The organism is Trichormus variabilis 0441 (assembly GCF_009856605.1).
Classification (GTDB): Bacteria; Cyanobacteriota; Cyanobacteriia; order Cyanobacteriales; family Nostocaceae; genus Trichormus; species Trichormus variabilis.
The window spans coordinates 4,014,576-4,035,443 of the sequence record NZ_CP047242.1; the positions used below are offsets into that span (position 1 = coordinate 4,014,576).

A 20,868-nucleotide genomic window follows, 5' to 3' on the forward strand; every position below is an offset into this window, starting at 1 on the left:
TTTATACTTTCATGTATCAGTGTAACAGAAAAATTTCATAGATGTGAGAAAATTAAAATATTTATCGTTAGAGAGTAGCTGGAAGTCCTACTTCTTTTGGTTCAACAAACTCACCATCAAACCCAATTGTTTTATTTTCTACAGTCCTAGCATTAGCCAAAGCTTTACGGAGTTCAGCACGTTCCATAGAATCTTGAATTCCGCCAAGGATATAAATTAATAACTTCGTCGCTAATTCCTTTCCTGAAACCTGCACTCGCTTTTTATTAGGGTCATACAATACTCCATACCACAGAGATTGAGGGTATTCCATACCAGTAAAACCCCCTTGTTGGTCAAACTTGCGTAACTTCTTAAAAATGCTGGCTACAGACAAACCTTTTTTAAAAACTAAAAATCCTAAAGCTTGCGCCAAAGCCACTTGTGCTACAGGACGAAAAAGTATGTTTGCTTCACCGCCTCCTTTTTCAAAACTGAAACGTCGTAAGATAGGTGTATCTTCATGTTCCAAAATTTTATAACTAGGTAAGCTTGCCAAGTTATCAAAGAGTTTGGTGAATTCTGCAATTCCCTCTTCAATTTCTTCATCTTCTGGACGCATGGGAATTAAACCTTTCTCAAAAGGTTTCCAATGCGGGAATTTTTGACCCAAGTATCTTTCTGACATATCTTGCAATGCTTGCAAAGTTGTCAAAACTGTAGAATTTGCTGCGACTGTTGCACTATTCCAATTAACGCGGGGCTTACGATTTGGTTTTTGTTCTAAAAGCGGATGAGTAACTGCAATTTTTCGCGCCACAATTGCAAAACCATCATCTTCATTTAACTGCGCCAACTGACCTTTAGTTAACGGTGCAGCCATCAAGTTCACATGAACAAAAATTGACCTCACCCGTCGTCTTGCTTCGGTGCGAGTCTCTCCAACATTCACCGCACAAATGAACTCAATACCTATTTTTTCTTTGGGTAAGCTTTGTAAATAATCGGGGTCTACTTGATACTGCTCTAGCAAATCTGAGACCGTAATAAAACTATCATCAGCAGTTTTATCCTTTTTATATCGTTGGAGTTTGCCAGTTTTGATTAACTCTATCAACCCCTGCACTCCCATCAGCCGATGTTGTCCATCTAATGCGTAAATGCTGACGTTATCCTCAGACACATTAAGCAAGCCGACCTTACCATCTTGATCTAGGGGTGTAAAATCAGTAGTAGATTTTCTCGCACGTCCTTCACTATCCCATTCATCAGCTTTGTGCTTATCTACCCAAGACTGATTAATTACCACTAGGACTGGTGGAAACTTATGATTTTTTCTAGCTGCTAAATACTGAACAAGGGGTGCTTGACGTGACCAGTCAAGGGGACGCTGTTGAATTTCTTCAATACTATCTGCGTCAATTTCGATGTTATCAGTCTCTGCATTATACTTTTTTTGCAGCAGAGGTAAACCAGAGGCAAACTGAACCCTACCTGCAAACCATTCCAGAGTGACAGACCCTACATAAGTTTCTACACCACCCATCTCAGTTTTTTGAACGAGAATTTGGTCTTTTTTTCCTAAAAATTTCTCTAAAAGAGAAGATAGTAGCTGTTTTTCCTGGATTTCTTGCTCTAGGTAGTCTTTAGCAATATCAGCAGTCAGATCAGATGTAGTATCTCTCATAATTAATTTTTAAAAACTTAGTCCCCTAATGTAGCTATCTTGTCCAAAAAGTTAGATACTAATAAATTAGTTTTTAAAAACTTTTTGGCAACCCGCGCATTCCATACGCTGGGGTTAAAAAAAGCGGTAACGCCCAAATGTCCAGAGGTAGGAAGCAATGACAGAAGCACAACAAGCAGAAAATAAAGGTCAGCAGACACGTACTCTAGCAGAGTTAGTGGAAGAGATCCAAGTCCTGACTACTGAAATTCAAGAATTGTATTGTTTAGATGAAATACCCTGGATTATAGGCGTATCTTGGGGCAAAGACTCTAGTACAGTTTTGCAGCTTGTTTGGAATGCGATCGCGGCTCTCCCGCCTGACAAAAGAACTAAGACTATCCACGTTATTACAACGGACACTAAGGTAGAAAACCCTATTGTTTCTGCTTGGGTTCGTCAATCAATGAAGCAGCTAGAGTCTGCTGCACAAGAGAAAGGAATGCCAATTAGTCCACATTTGCTGCAACCAGTAATTGAGGACACGTTTTGGGTAAATCTCATTGGTAAAGGGTATCCAGCACCACGTAACCAGTTTCGCTGGTGTACACCACGCTTGAAAATCAATCCTGCTAATCAATTTATACGTCAAATAGTTAGAACTAATGGTGAAACAATTCTTGTCTTGGGTACTCGTAAAGCAGAAAGTACTAAACGTGCTGCCACAATGAAAAAGCATCAAGCAGGTAGGGTACGAGATAGACTTAGCCCTAACGCTAGTCTGCCTAATTCTCTCATCTATACTCCTATTGAAGATTGGAGCAATAATGAAGTGTGGATTTACTTAAATCAGTGTGAAAACCCCTGGGGAAAAAGCAATAAAGAATTATTCAATTTGTATCGAGGTGCAACAGCAGATAACGAATGTCCACTAGTTATTGATACTTCAACTCCTAGCTGTGGTGATTCTCGGTTTGGCTGTTGGGTTTGCACACTAGTTAGTCAAGATAAATCGATGCAGGCAATGATCCAGAATGACGAAGAAAAACAATGGATGCAGCCTCTATTAGACCTTCGTAATAAACTGGATGCTAAAGATGATAGGGATAAACGAGACTTCAGAAGAATTTGGGGAGATGTCCAATTATTTGAACGCAATAAGAATGGAAAAACTTCTGTCGAACCAATACCAGGCCCATATACTAAATATTGGCGGGAATCCTGGTTAAAAGAATTACTAGAAGCGCAGACAAAAATACGCCGCACAGCACCAGAAGATATGCGTGATATTACTCTGATATCTCTGGAAGAACTGAGCGAAATTCGTCGTATTTGGTTAGAAGAAAAACACGAATTTGATGATAGCTTACCCCGCATTTATCAAGAAGTCACTGGTGAAGAATTTAAAGACCCACGTCCTGGCGCTGACCTGAGTCTATTAGGTAGCGATGAATGGTCTGTGTTAGAAGAAATTTGTGCAGGCGATGGTATGCACTTGGAACTAGTGGCAAAACTTTTAGACACAGAACGCCAATACCGAAAAATGTCTCGTCGTATAGGAATCTACGAAACTTTAGAACAATGCTTTACTACAAGTTCCCGTTCTAAAAAAGAAGCTGTTGACAATGCTCATTTGAAACGGGATTTGAAAAAAGCAGTTGAACAAGGTGATATCCAAAAAGTCAAGCAGCTAACTTTAGCTGACTTTGCCGTACCTAATGAACAAGCGATGACCGACTGTCGGTCGGAGACCATCGCATCTGCTCCAATTACGAATGCACCCGATACCCAAGGTGATGCAAAGAATACTACAAAACCTGTGGCTAAGGCGAAGGCTTGGGGGAATAAGAAATTCAAAAATAAAGAGACAAAGTCTTAAGCTGGTTCTTCATCATCGTCACCATCTCCTAAATAAAGGCTGATAAACACCTTTGTTACGGCTGGATTAATTTTTTTTCAACATATTAAACCCATCTATATGGGTTGAACATAGATTAATGATATTTCTTGAACTCGTTCTACAAAACTTTGGCCCCTACGTCGGTAGACAGGTAATCAATCTTGACCCAAGAACTGAAGACAATCCTCACCCAATTATTCTATTAGGAGGGATGAATGGAGGCGGAAAAACTACACTCATGGATTCCATACGCCTTGCTTTATATGGACAACGCGCCCAATGTTCTACCCGTGGAAATTTAAGTTATGGTGATTTTTTAACTCAATGCGTTAATAGTCAAGCTAACCCTACGGAAAAAACGCGGGTTGAGTTGCTTTTTGAACATATTGAAGATGATAAACCAATAAAATATCGGATTGTCAGAACTTGGGAAAAAAACCCTAAAGATGGTAAAGATGCACTAGGAATTTTAGGTGATGATGATACCTGGCCTGTGGATTCTCTGGTGAATATCTGGGATGATTATATAGAAAATCTTCTCCCTTTGGGTATTTCTAATTTATTTTTATTTGATGGGGAACAAGTTAAAGAACTGGCGGAACAGGACACACCACCACAAATTGTGATTGAAGCTATTCGTGGATTGTTGGGTTTAGAATTGGCGGATAGATTAGCTGTTGACTTAGAGATTTTAGTCAATCGCAAACGTAAGGAACTGGCTGAAAATAAAGATTTAGAGGAACTGGAAGAAATTGAGAAGAGGTTAAAATCACAGCAAGAAGATTATCAAGTTATAGCGGAAAAGTTAGCAGCTTTTAAAAATGAAATTGAAGAATTAGAAACTATACAGCGAGAAGCTTTAGATAAATTCGTTTCTGAAGGTGGTAAAATTGCTGCCGAACGCAATCAGCTAGAACAACAACAAAAGGAAAAATCCACCGCCGCCGAGAATATTAGACAGTCAATGTGTGAATTAGCTGCTGAGGTTTTACCGTTGGCGTTAATTCCTAATTTATTGAGTCAAGTACAAACTCAGGGAGCAAAAGAATTTCGCTATCAACAGATACAATTAGCTAGAGATGTTTTATTAGAGAGAGATAAACGCTTATTGCAATGGTTAAATAAATTAGCGATTGGTTCTGAACAGGTCGATAAAATCCAATCTTTTTTAGTGGAAGATGTGGATAATTTGTATACAGGTTATGCTCAGAAAGAATTACCTTGGTTATTAGCTGATGAAGAAAGTTTGAGTCAGTTAGATAATTCTATATATCACTTAAAAAATGCTAAAGTTTTAGCAAAGCAGCAATTAGCTAATCTTAAAAGTATAGAAGAAGAATTGATTGTGTTAGCTAGACAAGTGCAGACAGCAGCAGAACCAGAAGCTTATCAAAAGCTACGCGAGACTGTAGAAGAAGCGCAAAATCAGGTGGTTCAATCTAAGGCTAATTATGAAACAACTCGCCGTACTTTATCAGAATTAGCAGACTCTATTGAACAAACAAAGAAGGAATTGAAAGAATATACTGATAAAAATATTGACACTAAAAATAGAGGACATATTATTACTTCTGCTGCTAAAGTGCAAGAAACTCTTAAGATTTTTCGGGAAAAATTAACTCTGCGAAAACTCAATAAACTAGAGGAAGAAGTGAAGAATTGTTTCCTCTACCTACTGCATAAATCAGATTTAGTATATCGCCTGACTATTGATACTAAAACCTTTGCTTTATCTCTGTTTGATTTTGATGGTAAACGAGTCCCCAAGCATCGTTTATCAGCAGGGGAAAAACAACTATTAGCGATCGCCTTTCTCTGGGGATTAGCCAAAGTCTCTGGTCTGCGTTTACCCGTAGCTATCGATACACCCCTCGGTAGACTAGATTCATCCCACCGCCAAAACCTAGTAGAGAAGTACTTTCCCTCCGCCAGCCATCAAGTAATTCTCCTATCTACGGATACGGAGATTGGGAAAAAGGAAGTAGAAACCCTGAGAAGTAATGAGGCGATCGCCCGTGAATATCTCCTGCAATACAACTCCAAAACCCGCCAAACAACGGTTATAGAAAATAAATATTTTTGGTAATACAAATTATTATGGAATCGCCAATCGAAAGAATTAAACTCTCGCAAACTGCTAAAGACCAATTATTAAAACTCCGCCGCAATACCAAAATTGACCAATGGAATATCCTCTGTCGTTGGGCTTTTTGTCGTTCCCTCGCCGAAACAACTCCACCTTCTCCCGTCCCCATTCCCCAAGATAGCAACGTCGAAATGACATGGCGCGTTTTTGGCGGTGAAATCTCAGATGTTCTCCTCCTCGCCCTTAAGCAGCGCTGTCACAATGACGGTTACCCCACAGATAAAGAAACCCTAGCAACTCAATTCCGCCTACATTTACATCGTGGTATCGGTTATTTAGCAGGCGACCCAAATATCAAGAAAATTGAAGATTTAATTGAGCTAGCAATCAAAGATAGAAATAATATGAGTTAGCTATGCAATGCGATCGCAGGTTGATACATTTGAGTTGGGGTAAAACATCCCCGACTCCAACTGTCTTTAATTTTGTTGGCGCAGCCTTGCCGTAGGCTATTTTGAATTTTGAATTTTGAATTTTGAATTTTGAATTGTTACCTTGTTGTATTCGGCTTACCTGTAACTGTAAAAGCTGCCCAATAATAAGGATGAGAATATAGATTTTTATCAGCAGGCATTTTGCTAATTCTATACAAATGTGTTGCTAAATAAGCTCTGAGCTTTAACTCATCCGGGTCAAGGTTATTGAGTAAATTTTCATACCATTGTGTTAGTTCTGATGCCGTTAATTCCCGTAGCCAAGTTGTAGCTTCCGCTAAAGCCGTACTTGCTGATTGTACTAACTGTAGTCGTCGGTAAAATTCAATGATGACTAAAGCACTGGCTGATGATTCTACAGTCCAGAGAGTGCTGACGACTTGAGAAACACCTTTGTAGAAAAATGCACTCACTAAATCTACATATTCGCTGGTAGTTACTTGGTTAGTATTAGTTGCAGTTTCACAAGTAGAGAGAGTTACTAAGTTATAAGTTGATAAATTTGTTTCACAGATTTCTGCCAAGGTAAATTTATCTTCACCTGCTAGGGCTAATTCTGATCTTTGAGGATCTGTTAACCTATTAATTGCCTGACCTGTGAAATGCAACACATTATAATTACTAAAGAAAGCATCTTCAAAGTTATTTTTAGTAGCTTCTCCACCTTGGAGCCGTTGACGATTGTTAAACATCTGACTAACAACTTCGGCTTCTAGGTTAGCAAATCTCAAGGTCGGGTAAGCTGTACTATCAGGATATTCAACACTCAATAGTGTTTGATTGACAAATTGGCTAATATTGGCATTTTTTGCGGATAAAGCTATTTGAATATTTGGCAGATAGGCGATATCTGCATTTGGTATTGCTTCTGAGGATTCAGACATTTGAAACAAGCTATGAAGAGGCACTCTAAATAAATCACGGTGAGGGACTAAAATCAGTTGAGTAATATCTTCAAGTTCTTGTTGAATGGTGTCAATTTCTAGAATCTCCTTTAGCTGCAATAGCTTGTGTTCCATCTCCAACCGCCAAGGATGATTACTTTTGCTTTGTTGGTCTTGGGCTTGTTGATGATAATCTTGATAGTTTTGCTGCCAATCTTCTAACCAATTTTCAAAGGCAATTAGTCGCCTCATAGCTTCGGGTAGAGGTAAATCTTGTAGAGGTGTGGCGTTAATTGCCCCTAAATCTTGGACGGGTGTGAAAACAAGAATTGGTGACGGAGCTTGGTCTTTGACAATAAAGGTGTGTAAAGCGACTGGGCTAATATGCCAGTAAATAATTGCGGTGTGGGGATTAAGTAATTGTTGAACTGCACGATAATTTAGTGGTTGAATATCTGCGTTCCAGCCGCATAACAGCCAGGTTAAACAAGCATTTTTTCCCTGTTCTGCTATTTCCCAAGCTTCTACCAAATCACCATATTCTACAGCTACATCAACGGCTAATTGTCCGAATCCCGCAAATTTGAGTGCTAGTTGTTTTTTAATTTCTGCGGTGCGAGTTGGTTCATTCAGTAGTTGTTGTAATAATCTGGAGCCGCGTTGCTGAAATTCTTGGGCTTGTGTTGTTTGTCCTAGTCCTAGCAATGCTTTAACAAGAGACTGGAGAACTTCTAAATGTAACTGAGGAAAACCTGCGCTTGTGAGGGTTAATAGGGCTTGATTGTACTCGGTTACAGCTTTGCGCCAATAGTTACGGGATGTAGAATATTTTTTACCTTGTTCGTAATAAGTATTAGCGATCGCCAGATGTAATCTTCCCCAACCTTCTGGGTGGGTGTCTGGGCGGATATGTTTTAAACCTTCCTGATAGCTAGCTAATTTACCTTCATAGCCGGCCTGCTTTAAGGTGGAATTATTTGCAGCTATGGTAGTTAATAAATTTAGCGGTGTTTCCGTCTCATTTAAATTACCGATAGCCGTCCCGCGACCAATCCAAGCTTCCCAGTAGTCCAGCTTGATTTGTAAAGCATTGTCATAACAAACGATCGCTTCTAAAAATCGTTCTAAGTAAAATAGCGCTACAGCTTGGTTATACCAGGCGAGGTGAAAATCTGGCTTAATGGCTATCGCCTGCTTATAAGACGCGATCGCTTCTTCACGATGACCTAAATTTTCTAAAGCTACACCCCGGTTATACCAAGCTAAGTAAAAATCTGCCTGAATTGATAAAGCTTGATCCCAAGAGGCGATCGCTTCCGACCATTGTTTTAAATTAAATAAGACCACACCCCGATCAATCCACACCTCATGGAAGTCTGGTTGAATCTCCAAGGCTTTGTCGTAGGAGTCTATGGCCGCTTCGTATTGTTCATCTACACCTAAAGCAATACCTCGGTAATACCAATTTTCTTGGTCTTCCGGTGATAAAAGTAGGGCTTCATCGTAACTCGCAATAGCTTCCCCAATTTGTCCCAACTTCAATTCTGCCCAACCCTTACTAGACCAGGCCCCTGGCATATCAGGCTGAATCGTAATCGCTTGTTTGAGTGAGGCCACTGCTTCCTCATACAGTCCTAACTGCCCCAAAGTCCCGCCCCGATTATACCAAGCCTTGTAGTAATCGGGTTTAATTTCAATAGCTTGGTCATAGGAGGCGATCGCTTCCACAAACCTTTCTAAATGGAATAAAGTTAAACCACGATTAAACCAGTATTCATAGGAATTGGGGTTTAATTGAATTGCTTGCTCATAATTAGCGATCGCCCCTGACAAATCACCAGTCTTAGCTAACTGCAACCCTTGGTAAAATAATTCTTGGGCTTTGACAAAAGCATTAGAATGCTCATTGATAATAGCTGGCGGTTGGTTGTTCTGTACTATCAAATTAGCCGCCAATTGCTGGACTAAATTAGTACTTTGATCCAAGCGCACCATTAACTCATCCAAAGTGTAAGCAACATTGGGGTCTAAATTGACTAAAGACTGATCCCAATTACTTTGGGTGGATACTATGGCTGCTGAGTTTTGTTCTCGATAATCTAATACCAGTTCACTTAAGTTACTAATGACATCTTCTTGCGCCGGCATCAGTAAAGGCGGTGCTGTAAATTCGGCTTGTTGATATTCCCAAGTTAGTTCTTGTAAGTTTGTCGTGGCATCAACTACATCAGTTGGGGCTATTGGCTCTTGCCAACTAAGTTCTGGAGGATTTTCGATAATGTGATCATCCACTAATTCACTGGGAGTTATGTGATATTCCCAACTCAGTTCCTGCAAATTTTTGATTGTATCCTCATCAACTGAGCCAGTGGGGACTGCGTGATATTCCCAACTCAGTTCTTGCAAGCTGGTGATTGTATCTTCATCAAGATGATCAATTTCTGATTGTGTCTGGTGAGTAGCTGTTTCTGGTTCAGTGGAGTCCCATAATAAATCTCCGAGATTGCGGATTAATTCCTGTCCTGGCGAATCTGGGAGATGATCGCTAGTTTGGGAAACTGTAGTTGATGATACTTCTATCTCCTCATTCACTTCATTTATTTCTATAAATTCCCTATCTAGTAAACGGATGCCAATATCATAAGAAAGCTCTCCTACCTTGCCAATCCCCAGTTCACCCAGAGTCACCATTTGTCTACCTAAATGATGATTTGGTGCAGGTGACATGAGTAATTTTTCCCCAAACACCAACAGCCAATCTATCCAGCGCTCAACACTAATGCGGTCTTCCATCCGTTGCAAATACCTAATTGCCCACTGCTGACCGCGCCCTTGATTCACACCTTGCAGCAACTGATTAAACAACAGTTCCAAATCCGCATTAGTTAGCTCAGGTGGTTCTTCTGCCACCTGTTCCTTGACACCCTTGAAATAATCAGTTTGTGGATCATCAACAGGGTGCTTGTCAAAAGTTTTAAGCCACTGAAATAGCCGAGTGAGCATTTGCCATACTCTTAAATTTTATTTACCCTAGATTGTAGCGATCGCTGTGTTGAACAACTCATGATAATTCATGATTTACGTGAAATCCACTAAAATTAATAGAGTTTTTCATATTTATGTGTAGTGGGCTGGCCTATAAGAACCTATGCCAACGCCTAGTCTCTGTCTACAAAAGGCTTATAGCTTCAATTTTGCATCCCCGCAGCGCGGTTGATATTAACTAAATCGCGCCTTCGTCCGCCGCTAAATTTGGTAGTTCACCTAGATAAATAAAAATACAGCTATTAAAACAGCACTGAGAACAAAAGCTAATATCAGTGCATATTCCAATCTACGACTGAAAAATCCCACAGCAGCAATCACAATAATTGCTAAACCGAAAATAGCAACGTACTGTTCTTTTTGTAGACCCCTAGCAATCAGAGGGTCTTTACCTGGTGGTGGCGTTTCCTGGATTGTTTGAGGAGCAAGTTCTGACGCTGGGATTTCCTGTAACAATAAATTCATAAGATTATTCCTCAGACGATTTCGTCAATAAAGATTTTTTAGCCTTTAACCCTCTTTCCTCCCCTGTCTCCCCGTTCGCGTAGCGTCCCGTAGGGAAGTTCGCCCGGAGGGAAACCCTCCTTGCGACTTCTCTTCCTGCTTCCCCTGCCTACCTAAACTGTGTTGAATTATATGCAGTGATTATTCTGTTGCTTGTTGACTGGCAGCATAATATTGATTCATCAATGCCTCGACAATCACCTGGGGATCATCGGTTTCAATCGCTAGCTGTTCGGCAATCTGTTGGCGTAGGTTTTCATCCTCTTGCAGCATCTCAAATAACTGTTCAAGAGTAACTGTTTGATATTCTCCTTCTGGGTTTTCCTCAGTTGCGGAAACGCTTTCCTCTGGATATAATACATCAGTACTATCTAAGTCTGGGCCATCATATTCCCAAATCGGTTCGCCTTGATTGCGGCTCAAGACCTGCATCCCAATATCGTAGGCGACATCTCCCAGTTCCCCCACGCCCAATTCTCCGAGTTGGACTAATCGAGCCGCTAATTCATTATTTGGTGAGGAGGATGCTAGTAATTTTTCGCCAAAACGCCTTAACCACTCTACCCATTGTGCAGTTGTCACACGATGCTCAATTTTTTGCAGCCACTTTACAGCCCAAGCCTGGCCCCGCGCCTGATGCACTCCTTCGAGAAGTTCGGTGAACAGAAATTCTAAATCTGTATCACCCAGGGGTGGAGCTGGTTGTTTTGTCACGTTAGGACTAGTTTTCACCGCAGTCTGTTTCCTACCCCCACCAAACAAGCCTTGAAAAAAGCTTTTAAGCCATTGGACTAGCCGCCTGAGCATTTGCTGTACCATTTACTATTGTGTCCCCTAAGATTGTAGCCGCCTAAAGCGGGCGCAAAGCGCACTGTTGCCTTAGCCAAGTAAATATATGTAAGTGAATTTCACAGTCTCTTCTAGGGTATGTCACAGCTCACAAGATGAGTGGCAAAGTTTAAAATGGTTTAACTTCATTCACGATTCAAAATGGTCAGACTCTTTGGGGGCAAAAATTCTCATGATTGGGTGTAAGTAAATTTAAAGCACAACAACTTAGCAAATCAACCCTAGAAGGTATTGACTTTTTTCACCCATGTCTTATGTACCCCTGCACCACAAGTATCGCCCAAAGAGTTTTGCTGAACTGGTGGGGCAAGAGGCGATCGCTACCACACTCACAAATGCTATCCGTACGGCTAAAATAGCCCCAGCGTATTTATTTACTGGCCCCAGAGGTACAGGTAAAACCTCCAGCGCCCGGATTCTGGCTAAATCCCTCAACTGTCTCAACAGTGACAAACCCACAGCCGAACCCTGTGGCGTTTGTGATGTTTGTCAGGGAATCACCAAAGGCTACTCCCTGGACGTAATCGAAATTGATGCCGCCAGTAACACTGGTGTAGATAACATCCGCGAATTAATTGAAAAAGCCCAATTCGCCCCCGTGCAGTGTCGGTATAAAGTTTATGTAATCGACGAATGTCATATGCTCAGTAGTGCGGCATTCAATGCGTTACTGAAAACACTGGAAGAACCACCTAAGCACGTAGTTTTTGTTTTAGCGACAACCGACCCCCAACGAGTGTTACCCACGATTATTTCTCGTTGTCAAAGATTTGATTTTCGGCGCATTCAACTAGAGGCGATGGTGAAGCACTTAAGTGCGATCGCCTCAAAGGAAAATATTAACATTTCCCTAGAAGCTGTCACCTTAGTAGCTCAGTTATCCCAAGGCGGATTACGAGATGCAGAAAGTTTACTCGACCAATTAGCCTTATTACCTAACGAAGTCACACCAGAGCAAGTATGGGATTTAGTCGGTTCAGTCAGCGAACAAGATTTGTTAGTTTTATTGGCAGCGATCGCCCAAGATAACCCAGAATTAGTATTAGACTCTACCAGACAAATCTTAGATCGTGGTCGAGAACCCTTAACCATCCTGCAAAACCTAGCCGCCTTCTACCGCGATTTACTCATAGCCAAAACCGCACCCAATCGCCATAATTTAGTTGCTTGTACTCAGCAGACATGGAACGCACTAGTTGAATCTGCCCAATCTTTGCCCATAAGTACCATCTTGCTAGGGCAGAAACATTTACAAGAAGCAGAACTGCAAATTAAACACACCACTCAACCACGTTTATGGTTGGAAGTGACATTACTAGGATTATTACCAAGCGCCAGTATTCAACCCGCAGCTATAGCCCTGACACCAAGCAACCATCGCCCAGCACCACAGCAAGTTTCCCCAAAAGCACCCCCACAAAACCCATCTCCACAACCCCCTCCTCCACCCCCACCAGAAGCCTCCACCCGCCAAGAAACCCCAGACACACCCCCATCCATCCCATCCCCCATCGTGGAGGAAGTTAAAGCTACATCTTCCCCTGCTCCCCAGTCCTCAATCCCCAGTCCCTCAGAAGATGACTTTGCTCAAATTTGGCAGCAAGTCCTCAGTAATATTCAACAAATCCCCAGACGCGCCTTACTGGGTCAAATGTGTTACCTCATCGATTTTGCAGGTACTGTGGCTCGTATTGGTGTCAAAGCTGCGTGGTATGACAAAGTCAAGTCAGACTTACCTATGATTACGAGTGCTTTCCAGCAGACTTTTAATCGTGAAGTTCAGGTAACCTTAGAAAGGGGTAACCCATCAAACGCTACTACAGTCAGGAAAGTAGCACCAGCCAACGGTAATGGTAACAGCAACGGTAACGGTCATAACGGTACTTCCAGCGTACAACAGCCACCGTCACCAACCTACAGCAACCAAAAGCCGACTACACCTCTCCCACAACCTACCGCAACCGCCCCAACTCCAAAAACTACACCAATAGCCCCAAGTACGGGAGGAGCAAAAACACCGCCCCCAAAAGAGAACCAAGCACCTCTACTGGAGTGGGAAACTGATGAAGTGGCGATCGCTGCCCAACGTCTGGCAAAATTCTTTGATGGGCAAATCATCCGATTTACTGACGATGGCGAAGCATTATCAGAAATGGGTACATCTGAGTGGACGGATGAGTCAGATTTAGACGATGAATAATGCAGGGGCAAGAATTAATGTACAGAGGTTGTAGACAATATCTCTAGGACTTACTCATGAAAACGAAAAATCAATGGTTTAAGGAACTAAAACCATCAGTCAATAACTCTGTTCCGGTGCATCGGGATTGTTATGCTCGACCTTGAGTTGTAACAATTACCCTCTGGGAGCATACATTATGACTAGAACACCTAGTAACACAATCCAACCACCCAACAAATCAAATTTATCAGGTCTAATACGATCAACTAACCAGCCCCACAGAACAGATAACGCAACAAAAACGCCACCGTATGCTGCATAAGCACGCCCGAAATGAGTAGGTTGTAGAGTTGGAACCGCGCCATATAGACCAAGTATCACAACCCCAATCAAAGCTAACCAGAGACTCTTTCCTTCCCGAAGTGCCAGCCAAACCAAATAACCACCCCCAATCTCACAAAGCCCTGCTAAGACGAAAAATAGCATTGACTGAATCACTGTTGTTTCTCTTAATCATCAGCCTTAATATTCTCCCCTGATTGATGTGCTTCTTCATCAACACAAGAGGTGCGATTCGTTCAGCCAAAACTGCGGAACTCCTTGGGAAATGAAAAAAAAATGCAAAATCCCAAAATACGCTTTCGGATTTTGCATTTTGAATTTCCTGTAGGGATTATTCCCCACTCCCTGTATGCACGGTTTTCACCCACTTCAAGCGCTTGGGTCGGAATGACATCCGCGCTGTGGTGCTGCTCATCACTACTAACCAGTGCAACATATATAACGTGCCACGCATTGTTTGTAGTAACAAGACAAAGGGGGTATGAACTTGGAATTTTTGTTCTTGTCGTATGCGCCGTAAACCAGCAAACATTCCGACGACGGACATAGTTACAGACAAGCCTGTTACGGGGCCTAGCATTGGCGGACGATGGCGGACAACAGCCATGAGTAAATCGGGAATTGCTGCTGTCGGCAAGATATACATCGTCAGCATGAACATCAACATATCCCAAGTTTTCCGCGTACCCATGCGGTTTTTGAGAATCAAATCCCAATAGTCCAAATAGCGCTGATAGCCACCTTCCGCCCAGCGATTGCGCTGATGCCAAAGAGCGATCGCCGTCGTTACGCCTTCTTCCTGCACGGCTGGATAGAATAAGCATTCAATATCCCATTTGTCAAGATGCAGACGGAAAGTCAGATCCAAATCATCAGTGATTGTTTCTTCATTCCAACCGCCGCAGCTATCCAAGGCTTGGCGGCGCACAAATTGACCGTTCCCCCGCAGTTCACCGATGCCTCCCAGGGCGGTACGCTGTTGCTGGAACCAAATATCCAGCGACATTTCCGCCATTTGCCCCTTTGTCCAGAAATTTTCTTTGGCGTTGGCGATCGCTTTTCGCACCTGCACCGCCCCCACCTTTTCCCGTTGAAACAAAGGTACTACATGGAGTAGCATATCTGACGCTACTTGAGCATCAGCATCAAACACGGCGATGATTTCACCCTGAGTTAATGGTAAAACCTGATTTAATGCCCCTGATTTACCACCAGTAGCTTGGGCTGAACGTCTGAGGACTTTTAGTTTGTCGTACTCTTTTGCCAGTTCTGCTAGGATATGGGGCGTTTTATCGCTACTATTATCATCAATTATCCAAACTTCGTATTGCCCGTTGGGATATTCCAGATTACAAAGATTTCTCGCTAATTTAGCAATGACAGCTTCCTCATTTTTCGCCGCTACCAATATAGATACAAAAGGTAAACTACCCTGCATCTCTTTTTGATAGTGGCGGGGTCGAGCAAAAACTACTCCTAAAGCATGAATACCTAAAACGGTAGTCAACCCTAGTATAAAAATAGAACCCCAGGAAACCAAATGTAGAGCGATCGTGCCACTCCAGACGATTGTTAAAACTAGAGCAGCTTTCCCTCTACGTCCTTGAAACCGGGATGGTAGAGACAAATCCCGTGTTTCCACTACTGATTCCTCTGTTGTTGATACTTCAGACAACAAGGAATTGAGTGGATCAAGCTCTTTGTAGGAATCGTTGTCGGGCCAGGAATTCGCTGGCATAAGTTACTTGATCCAAAAAAAGCTAATGCAGCCCTATTTTAACCGAGATTTTAATATTTCTTAGCAGTAACTTCTGTTATCACTATCATTCTTGGGTTAGTTGTTGGTCAGTGGTCAGTATATCCTTATCCGTCTGCTTCCCTGCTCATAACCATGAGATAACGATAGACTGGGAAAATCACCCACCTTATCTACCTAAGCCGTAATGGTTTCCACCTTTCCCAATTCCGCATCTGTTGACTTATCCCGTGTGCGGCTAGCAATCCGTTCATTGCAACCCCAATTGGTTGAATGGCGACGACGACTGCATCAAAAACCAGAGCTAGCTTTTCAAGAAAAAATCACGGCTGCGTTTGTCTCAAGTAAGTTACAAGCATGGGGAATTGAGCACCAAACAAGTATTGCTCAAACTGGAATAGTGGCTACCATTAAAGGCGAAAAACCCAGCACTCAAGTCTTGGCAATTCGAGCAGATATGGATGCTTTGCCAATCCAAGAACTTAACGAAGTGCCTTACTGCTCACAGCATAATGGTGTGATGCACGCCTGTGGACATGACGGACATACAGCGATCGCACTTGGCACAGCTTACTATTTACAACAGCATCGTCAAAATTTTGCTGGGACTGTAAAAATCATCTTCCAGCCGGCTGAGGAAGGGCCAGGGGGAGCAAAACCCATGATTGAGGCTGGAGTACTGAAAAACCCTGATGTTGATGCAATTATCGGGTTGCACCTATGGAATAACTTACCTTTGGGAACAGTAGGTGTCCGCAGTGGCCCATTGATGGCGGCGGTAGAATTATTTGACTGTACAATTTTCGGCAAAGGTGGACATGGTGCAATACCCCATCAAACTGTAGATTCTGTAGTAGTTGCTGCCCAAATTGTCACTGCTCTACAAACCATCGTCGCGCGTAATGTCAACCCCATCGATTCCGCAGTGGTGACTGTCGGCGCACTCCATGGAGGGACAACCCATAATGTTATTGCCGATACAGCCACTATGAAAGGAACTGTCAGGTATTTTAACCCTGCTTTCCAAGGCTTTTTCCCACAAAGAATTGAGCAAGTTATTGCTGGCATTTGTCAAAGTCATGGCGCAAAATATGACTTTAAATATACTGAATTATATCCCCCAGTCATTAATGATCAGGCGATCGCTCAATTAGTGCGTTCTGTAGCAGCAGAAGTGATCGAAACTCCCATTGGTATCGTGCCAGAATGTCAAACTATGGGCGGTGAAGATATGTCTTTCTTTCTACAAGAAGTTTCAGGTTGTTATTTCTTCCTTGGTTCTGCTAACCCAGACAAAGATTTAGCCTATCCCCATCATCACCCCCGCTTCGACTTTGATGAAACTGCCCTAGCAATGGGGGTAGAGATATTTGTGCGGTGTGTAGAGAAATTTTTTAATGAATAAAAACTCCACCCACAAGGGGATAGAGTTTTGTCAGTAGTCAGTGGGAAAGATATGTAAAAACCACGCCAGATGAGGGTTGGGGTATTAGACCAGATCCTTTCAACAAATGACAACTGACCCTCCGGGTGACGCTCCTTACGTCGCTACCGCTACGCTAACGCCAGTTACTCATGGGGGTTTCCCCCATGAGTAACTGGCTCACAACTAACAACTGACACGCGCTCGCGCAATAAAAATAAGCAACAAGCCAGAGTTTCAACTCGCTTGCTGCTCATCATCAAAAATTATTTTTTTAACTCTGTCAAACTTATTTGTTTTTGCGCCGGGAACGTACCTTGAACATACCGAATGCTCCCAAAGCCATAATCACAGGTGTGGCTGAAGGTTCTGGTACTCGTCTTGTTGTGAAGTTATCCTTACCAAAATCCACAACAATCATCACATCGTTATAATCTTTGTCTCCACCGTTAAATAAATCTTCAAAACCCATCATTAAATAATCACCAACTTTCCAAGCCATTATGTGTTGTAGGCTATCTGGGTTGAGCGATGAATTTGCACCATAAATATTCCCATTGGGGTTATTATATCCATCTGCCTTGAGCAAAAAGTTGAGTTGTGTACCACCTCTGATTGTACCCAAGTCTACAAAGTCACCAATATCTAGAACACCATCGGAATTCCCTAAGGCACATTGATTTCGTGTACTGAGACAAGAAACGTCTTCAAAAACCATTCCACTGCTGTATTGACTACCTTTAACAGCTTCATAAGCCAATTGGTTTCTGTAGCCAGCACCTTCGTTGAGAAACCAAACTCGCACATTATGAGTATTTTTTAAATATAACTCTGAAAAGTCTAGTTTTTGAGCTTGAATTTGTTCTGCGGGAATTTCTACACCTTCCCGTTGCACTAATGCTTGAAACTGGGGAAGCAAAGACTGAAAATTTTGGTCTTGTGATCTATCTTGAAGGGTACTTTTTGTTAATTTACTCCAATCATTAGCTTTTTTAGCTGCTTCCTGTGCTTGTTGGGAAATGCTAGCAGCAGTATCGGCCTCTAACTTCGCCTGATCTCTCAAGACTTGAGCATCTCTAACCATGTTGTCAGCGTTCTCGATGGTTAATCTAGTTTCTTCTCTGACTTGATTTCTAGTTTGTTCAGCCGTGTTGCGTCTGCTACTCGCGTTATTGAAATTGGTAGTTGCTGTATTAAAAGTATTATTTGCTGTATTGAAGTTATTAGTAGCTGTATTCAACTCATTCCCAGTTCTAGTAAAGTTGCTATTAGCTGTGTTGAAATCATTTGTAGCTGTACTTAATCTAGTATTAGCTTGAGTAAGTTCAGTATTGGCTGTATTCAGGTTGTTGGTTGCGGTGTTAAATGCAGTATTGGCTGTATTAAAGTTGTTGGTTGCGGTGTTAAATGCAGTATTGGTTGTATTGAAGTTGGTAGTTGCAGTGTTAAATGCAGTATTGGTTGTATTAAAGGTGTTGGTTGCAGTGTCAAATGCAGTCTTGGCTGTATTAAAGTTTGTAGTTGCGGTGTTAAATGCAGTATTGGTTGTATTGAAGTTGGTAGTTGCAGTGTTAAATGCAGTATTGGCTGTACTTAATCTATTATTCGCTTCGTTTAGAGCGTTGGTAGCATTTTGAATGGCTTTTTGTGAATTTCCTTTTCGAGCTTGAGCTAGATTTCTAGTAGCAGTGTCAACCTCTGTTTGAGCATTATTGCGATTAGTCGTTGCGGTATTTAATGCGTTTTGAGCATTATCACGATTAGTCGTTGCAGTATTTAGTACGTTTTGAGCATTATTACGATTAGTCGTTGCAGTATTTAATGCGTTTTGAGCATTATCACGATTAGTCGTTGCAGTATTTAATGCGTTTTGAGCATTATTACGATTAGTAGTTGCAGTATTTAGTGCGTTTTGAGCATTATTACGATTAGTAGTTGCGGTATTTAGTGCGGTTTGAGCATTATTACGATTAGTAGTTGCGGTATTTAGTGCGGTTTGAGCATTATTACGATTAGTGGTTGCAGTATTTAGTGCGGTTTGAGCATTATTACGATTAGTGGTTGCAGTATTTAGTGCGGTTTGAGCATTATTACGATTAGTAGTTGCAGTATTTAGTGCGGTTTGAGCTGTTTGGAAACTTGCATCCACCTGGGTAAAATCTTGTTCGGCTCTATTAAGGCGACTATTCGCGTCACTTTTCGCTCTGTTTGTGGATCGTATAATACCACTGAGATCATCTTCTGCTTTTTTGAGTGCATTAGCAGTTTCCTGAGCTTTTTTTATAGCCTCAGGAGCCTGTTTAATAGCCATTTGAATAGGTTTTGCTGTGGCAGAAGTTGTGGTTTGTGTGGTGGCGGTTGCTGGTTTTATGGAGGCAAGAGTACTAGTCAACGCAGCCGTGGTAATTAATCCCAGAACAGCTTTTTGAGTTACAAGATTCATGATTTATCAGCCTAAGGTACAGATATTTTTGTTAGGTGAACAAAATAATTAATCTCTGAGGTTAGAAGTATTATTCAGTTCAAAAATGTTTAACTCAATCAATTTGTAACTCAAGCCCTGTCTGAGTAGCTAGGTTTTGCAGATATTTTCGTTCACTCTTTAAAAATCTAGTATTTGATTAGCAAAATATCTCTTGTTTAGTAGAGTGTGGTAATTTTTAGACGCAATAAAAACAAGAAATCTAGTAATAACACACAGCATTATGTGAGATTCATGGAACGGTTTATATATTGGTAGGTATTTCTAAGAATAAATTAGGCTGGGTAAGAATTAAGCTATTTAATTGCTGGACGTAGTTCTACTATAAGATTCATACTTAATTTTTGAAATATACGTAGGGAAGCCCCTGTGTTCTTACGCTTTTCACGGCAGTCACGCAAGTGGAACTGGGTATTGCCCGACCCACAGATATTTAGATTTTTTCTGATGGTTAAATCTGATTACTATATCAATCCCTAGAGAAGAATATTTATGAGGGATGAATAAATGATATGTTTACTGACGCAGAGTAAGCTATATCTCAGTTTATTCTTTACTAATTCTTGGTATTTATGCCTTGAATGATGATTTTCTATAAAAATTAATATTCTTGATAAGATTTTATTAAAGAATTTTTGGTGATACCAATTCTCTATGAAGTTGCGCCCAATAAATAATGTAGAGACGTTGCATGCAACGTCTCTACAGTACAGAATAAAGTGCATCTTCATCAATAAACGGTATGAGAAGCTATACTATGCGGGACTATTTATAAAGTAAATCTTATGTAGGGGAGGCAAAAAGCGATGTAGATGTTCTTCCCGCTTTATCGCCGTTGTGTTACGGCTATGAAGGAATTTAGAACTGAGAGACGAGACAATTTAGCTGTAACGCACCATCCCTGAGGTGGTGCGTTAGGTGCGAGGTACGTTGTGTTAGATAGCCTGAATCCACTCCTTAACAGCATATTCAGTCCAAATATTATGTTGCCAATAGGGGTCATTTTCAATTAGCTGACGTACTGTGGCTTCATCTTCCGCCTCGTAAATACCAAAGACTTTTGTCACATCTTTGGTCGGGCCGATGGTAATCAGCACACCAGATTCTTTTTGTTTTGCTAATCCATCCAAGTGTGCTTGACGGTAAGGTGTGCGTTTTTCGAGAACGTCTTCGCAGTATGTTCCCCAAACAATGTATTTAGGCATAGTGACTCAATTCAAAATTCAAAATTAATCATAAGTGATGAGTTGACACATCACTCATCACTTATTTTTAG

Annotated in this window: 13 protein-coding genes; 5 read left to right on the forward strand and 8 right to left on the reverse strand. The window is 41.5% G+C overall.

All coding sequences use genetic code 11. From position 1 onward, the window contains the following. Positions 1 to 67: 67 nt before the first annotated feature. Positions 68 to 1,666: a DGQHR domain-containing protein gene (locus tag GSQ19_RS16335; protein WP_011318993.1), complete on the reverse strand. Its 1,599-nt coding sequence runs from the start codon at positions 1,664 to 1,666 to the stop codon at positions 68 to 70. A 157-nt stretch (positions 1,667 to 1,823) separates the two neighbouring features. On the opposite strand from GSQ19_RS16335, the gene dndC reads away from it, so the two are divergent. From dndC to dndE, 3 genes are all read left to right on the forward strand, one after another. Beyond that, positions 1,824 to 3,524, forward strand: a complete 1,701-nt coding sequence (gene dndC, locus GSQ19_RS16340) for a DNA phosphorothioation system sulfurtransferase DndC (protein ID WP_011318994.1) — start codon at positions 1,824 to 1,826, stop codon at positions 3,522 to 3,524. Positions 3,525 to 3,642: 118 nt separating this feature from the next. Then, positions 3,643 to 5,631, forward strand: a complete 1,989-nt coding sequence (gene dndD / locus GSQ19_RS16345) for a DNA sulfur modification protein DndD (protein WP_011318995.1) — start codon at positions 3,643 to 3,645, stop codon at positions 5,629 to 5,631. An 11-nt stretch (positions 5,632 to 5,642) separates the two neighbouring features. Beyond that, positions 5,643 to 6,044: a DNA sulfur modification protein DndE gene (dndE, locus tag GSQ19_RS16350; protein WP_011318996.1), complete on the forward strand. Its 402-nt coding sequence runs from the start codon at positions 5,643 to 5,645 to the stop codon at positions 6,042 to 6,044. A gap of 137 nt (positions 6,045 to 6,181) precedes the next feature. Here dndE and GSQ19_RS16355 read toward each other — a convergent pair whose 3' ends face one another. The 3 genes from GSQ19_RS16355 to GSQ19_RS16365 form a co-directional block, all read right to left on the reverse strand. Then, the gene (locus tag GSQ19_RS16355; RefSeq protein ID WP_011318997.1) at positions 6,182 to 10,012 is read right to left on the reverse strand and encodes a CHAT domain-containing protein; all 3,831 of its coding nucleotides are present in this window, start codon (positions 10,010 to 10,012) and stop codon (positions 6,182 to 6,184) included. Between the two features lie 261 nt (positions 10,013 to 10,273). Beyond that, a complete protein-coding gene (locus GSQ19_RS16360; protein WP_011318998.1) occupies positions 10,274 to 10,519 on the reverse strand; it encodes a hypothetical protein in 246 nt (81 codons plus the stop codon). A 180-nt stretch (positions 10,520 to 10,699) separates the two neighbouring features. After that, positions 10,700 to 11,377: a hypothetical protein gene (locus GSQ19_RS16365; protein ID WP_011318999.1), complete on the reverse strand. Its 678-nt coding sequence runs from the start codon at positions 11,375 to 11,377 to the stop codon at positions 10,700 to 10,702. Between the two features lie 277 nt (positions 11,378 to 11,654). On the opposite strand from GSQ19_RS16365, the gene GSQ19_RS16370 reads away from it, so the two are divergent. After that, positions 11,655 to 13,607: a DNA polymerase III subunit gamma/tau gene (locus tag GSQ19_RS16370; protein ID WP_011319000.1), complete on the forward strand. Its 1,953-nt coding sequence runs from the start codon at positions 11,655 to 11,657 to the stop codon at positions 13,605 to 13,607. A gap of 156 nt (positions 13,608 to 13,763) precedes the next feature. Here GSQ19_RS16370 and GSQ19_RS16375 read toward each other — a convergent pair whose 3' ends face one another. Then, the gene (locus GSQ19_RS16375; RefSeq protein ID WP_011319001.1) at positions 13,764 to 14,075 is read right to left on the reverse strand and encodes a YnfA family protein; all 312 of its coding nucleotides are present in this window, start codon (positions 14,073 to 14,075) and stop codon (positions 13,764 to 13,766) included. A gap of 187 nt (positions 14,076 to 14,262) precedes the next feature. Beyond that, positions 14,263 to 15,669 (reverse strand): glycosyltransferase family 2 protein, encoded by a 1,407-nt coding sequence (locus GSQ19_RS16380; protein WP_011319002.1) that lies wholly within the window; start codon positions 15,667 to 15,669, stop codon positions 14,263 to 14,265. Positions 15,670 to 15,874: 205 nt separating this feature from the next. Here GSQ19_RS16380 and GSQ19_RS16385 point away from each other — a divergent pair, with 205 nt between their 5' ends. Then, positions 15,875 to 17,092 carry a M20 family metallopeptidase gene (locus tag GSQ19_RS16385; protein ID WP_011319003.1) on the forward strand — a complete coding sequence of 406 codons (1,218 nt, stop codon included), beginning with the start codon at positions 15,875 to 15,877 and terminating at the stop codon, positions 17,090 to 17,092. 307 nt (positions 17,093 to 17,399) lie between these two features. Here GSQ19_RS16385 and GSQ19_RS16390 read toward each other — a convergent pair whose 3' ends face one another. Next, positions 17,400 to 19,553: a DUF4114 domain-containing protein gene (locus GSQ19_RS16390; protein WP_011319004.1), complete on the reverse strand. Its 2,154-nt coding sequence runs from the start codon at positions 19,551 to 19,553 to the stop codon at positions 17,400 to 17,402. A 974-nt stretch (positions 19,554 to 20,527) separates the two neighbouring features. Beyond that, on the reverse strand, positions 20,528 to 20,797 hold the full coding sequence (locus GSQ19_RS16395) for a YciI family protein (protein ID WP_011319005.1): 270 nt from the start codon (positions 20,795 to 20,797) through the stop codon (positions 20,528 to 20,530). Positions 20,798 to 20,868 lie beyond the last annotated feature (71 nt).

What these genes read in the sequence shown, in the direction of transcription:
- GSQ19_RS16335 (WP_011318993.1), bottom strand. Translation starts at nt 1,666, where the DNA reads ATGAGAGATACTACATCTGATCTGACTGCTGATATTGCTAAAGACTAC.
- dndC (WP_011318994.1), top strand. Translation starts at nt 1,824, where the DNA reads ATGACAGAAGCACAACAAGCAGAAAATAAAGGTCAGCAGACACGTACT.
- dndD (WP_011318995.1), top strand. Translation starts at nt 3,643, where the DNA reads ATGATATTTCTTGAACTCGTTCTACAAAACTTTGGCCCCTACGTCGGT.
- dndE (WP_011318996.1), top strand. Translation starts at nt 5,643, where the DNA reads ATGGAATCGCCAATCGAAAGAATTAAACTCTCGCAAACTGCTAAAGAC.
- GSQ19_RS16355 (WP_011318997.1), bottom strand. Translation starts at nt 10,012, where the DNA reads ATGCTCACTCGGCTATTTCAGTGGCTTAAAACTTTTGACAAGCACCCT.
- GSQ19_RS16360 (WP_011318998.1), bottom strand. Translation starts at nt 10,519, where the DNA reads ATGAATTTATTGTTACAGGAAATCCCAGCGTCAGAACTTGCTCCTCAA.
- GSQ19_RS16365 (WP_011318999.1), bottom strand. Translation starts at nt 11,377, where the DNA reads ATGGTACAGCAAATGCTCAGGCGGCTAGTCCAATGGCTTAAAAGCTTT.
- GSQ19_RS16370 (WP_011319000.1), top strand. Translation starts at nt 11,655, where the DNA reads ATGTCTTATGTACCCCTGCACCACAAGTATCGCCCAAAGAGTTTTGCT.
- GSQ19_RS16375 (WP_011319001.1), bottom strand. Translation starts at nt 14,075, where the DNA reads ATGCTATTTTTCGTCTTAGCAGGGCTTTGTGAGATTGGGGGTGGTTAT.
- GSQ19_RS16380 (WP_011319002.1), bottom strand. Translation starts at nt 15,669, where the DNA reads ATGCCAGCGAATTCCTGGCCCGACAACGATTCCTACAAAGAGCTTGAT.
- GSQ19_RS16385 (WP_011319003.1), top strand. Translation starts at nt 15,875, where the DNA reads ATGGTTTCCACCTTTCCCAATTCCGCATCTGTTGACTTATCCCGTGTG.
- GSQ19_RS16390 (WP_011319004.1), bottom strand. Translation starts at nt 19,553, where the DNA reads ATGAATCTTGTAACTCAAAAAGCTGTTCTGGGATTAATTACCACGGCT.
- GSQ19_RS16395 (WP_011319005.1), bottom strand. Translation starts at nt 20,797, where the DNA reads ATGCCTAAATACATTGTTTGGGGAACATACTGCGAAGACGTTCTCGAA.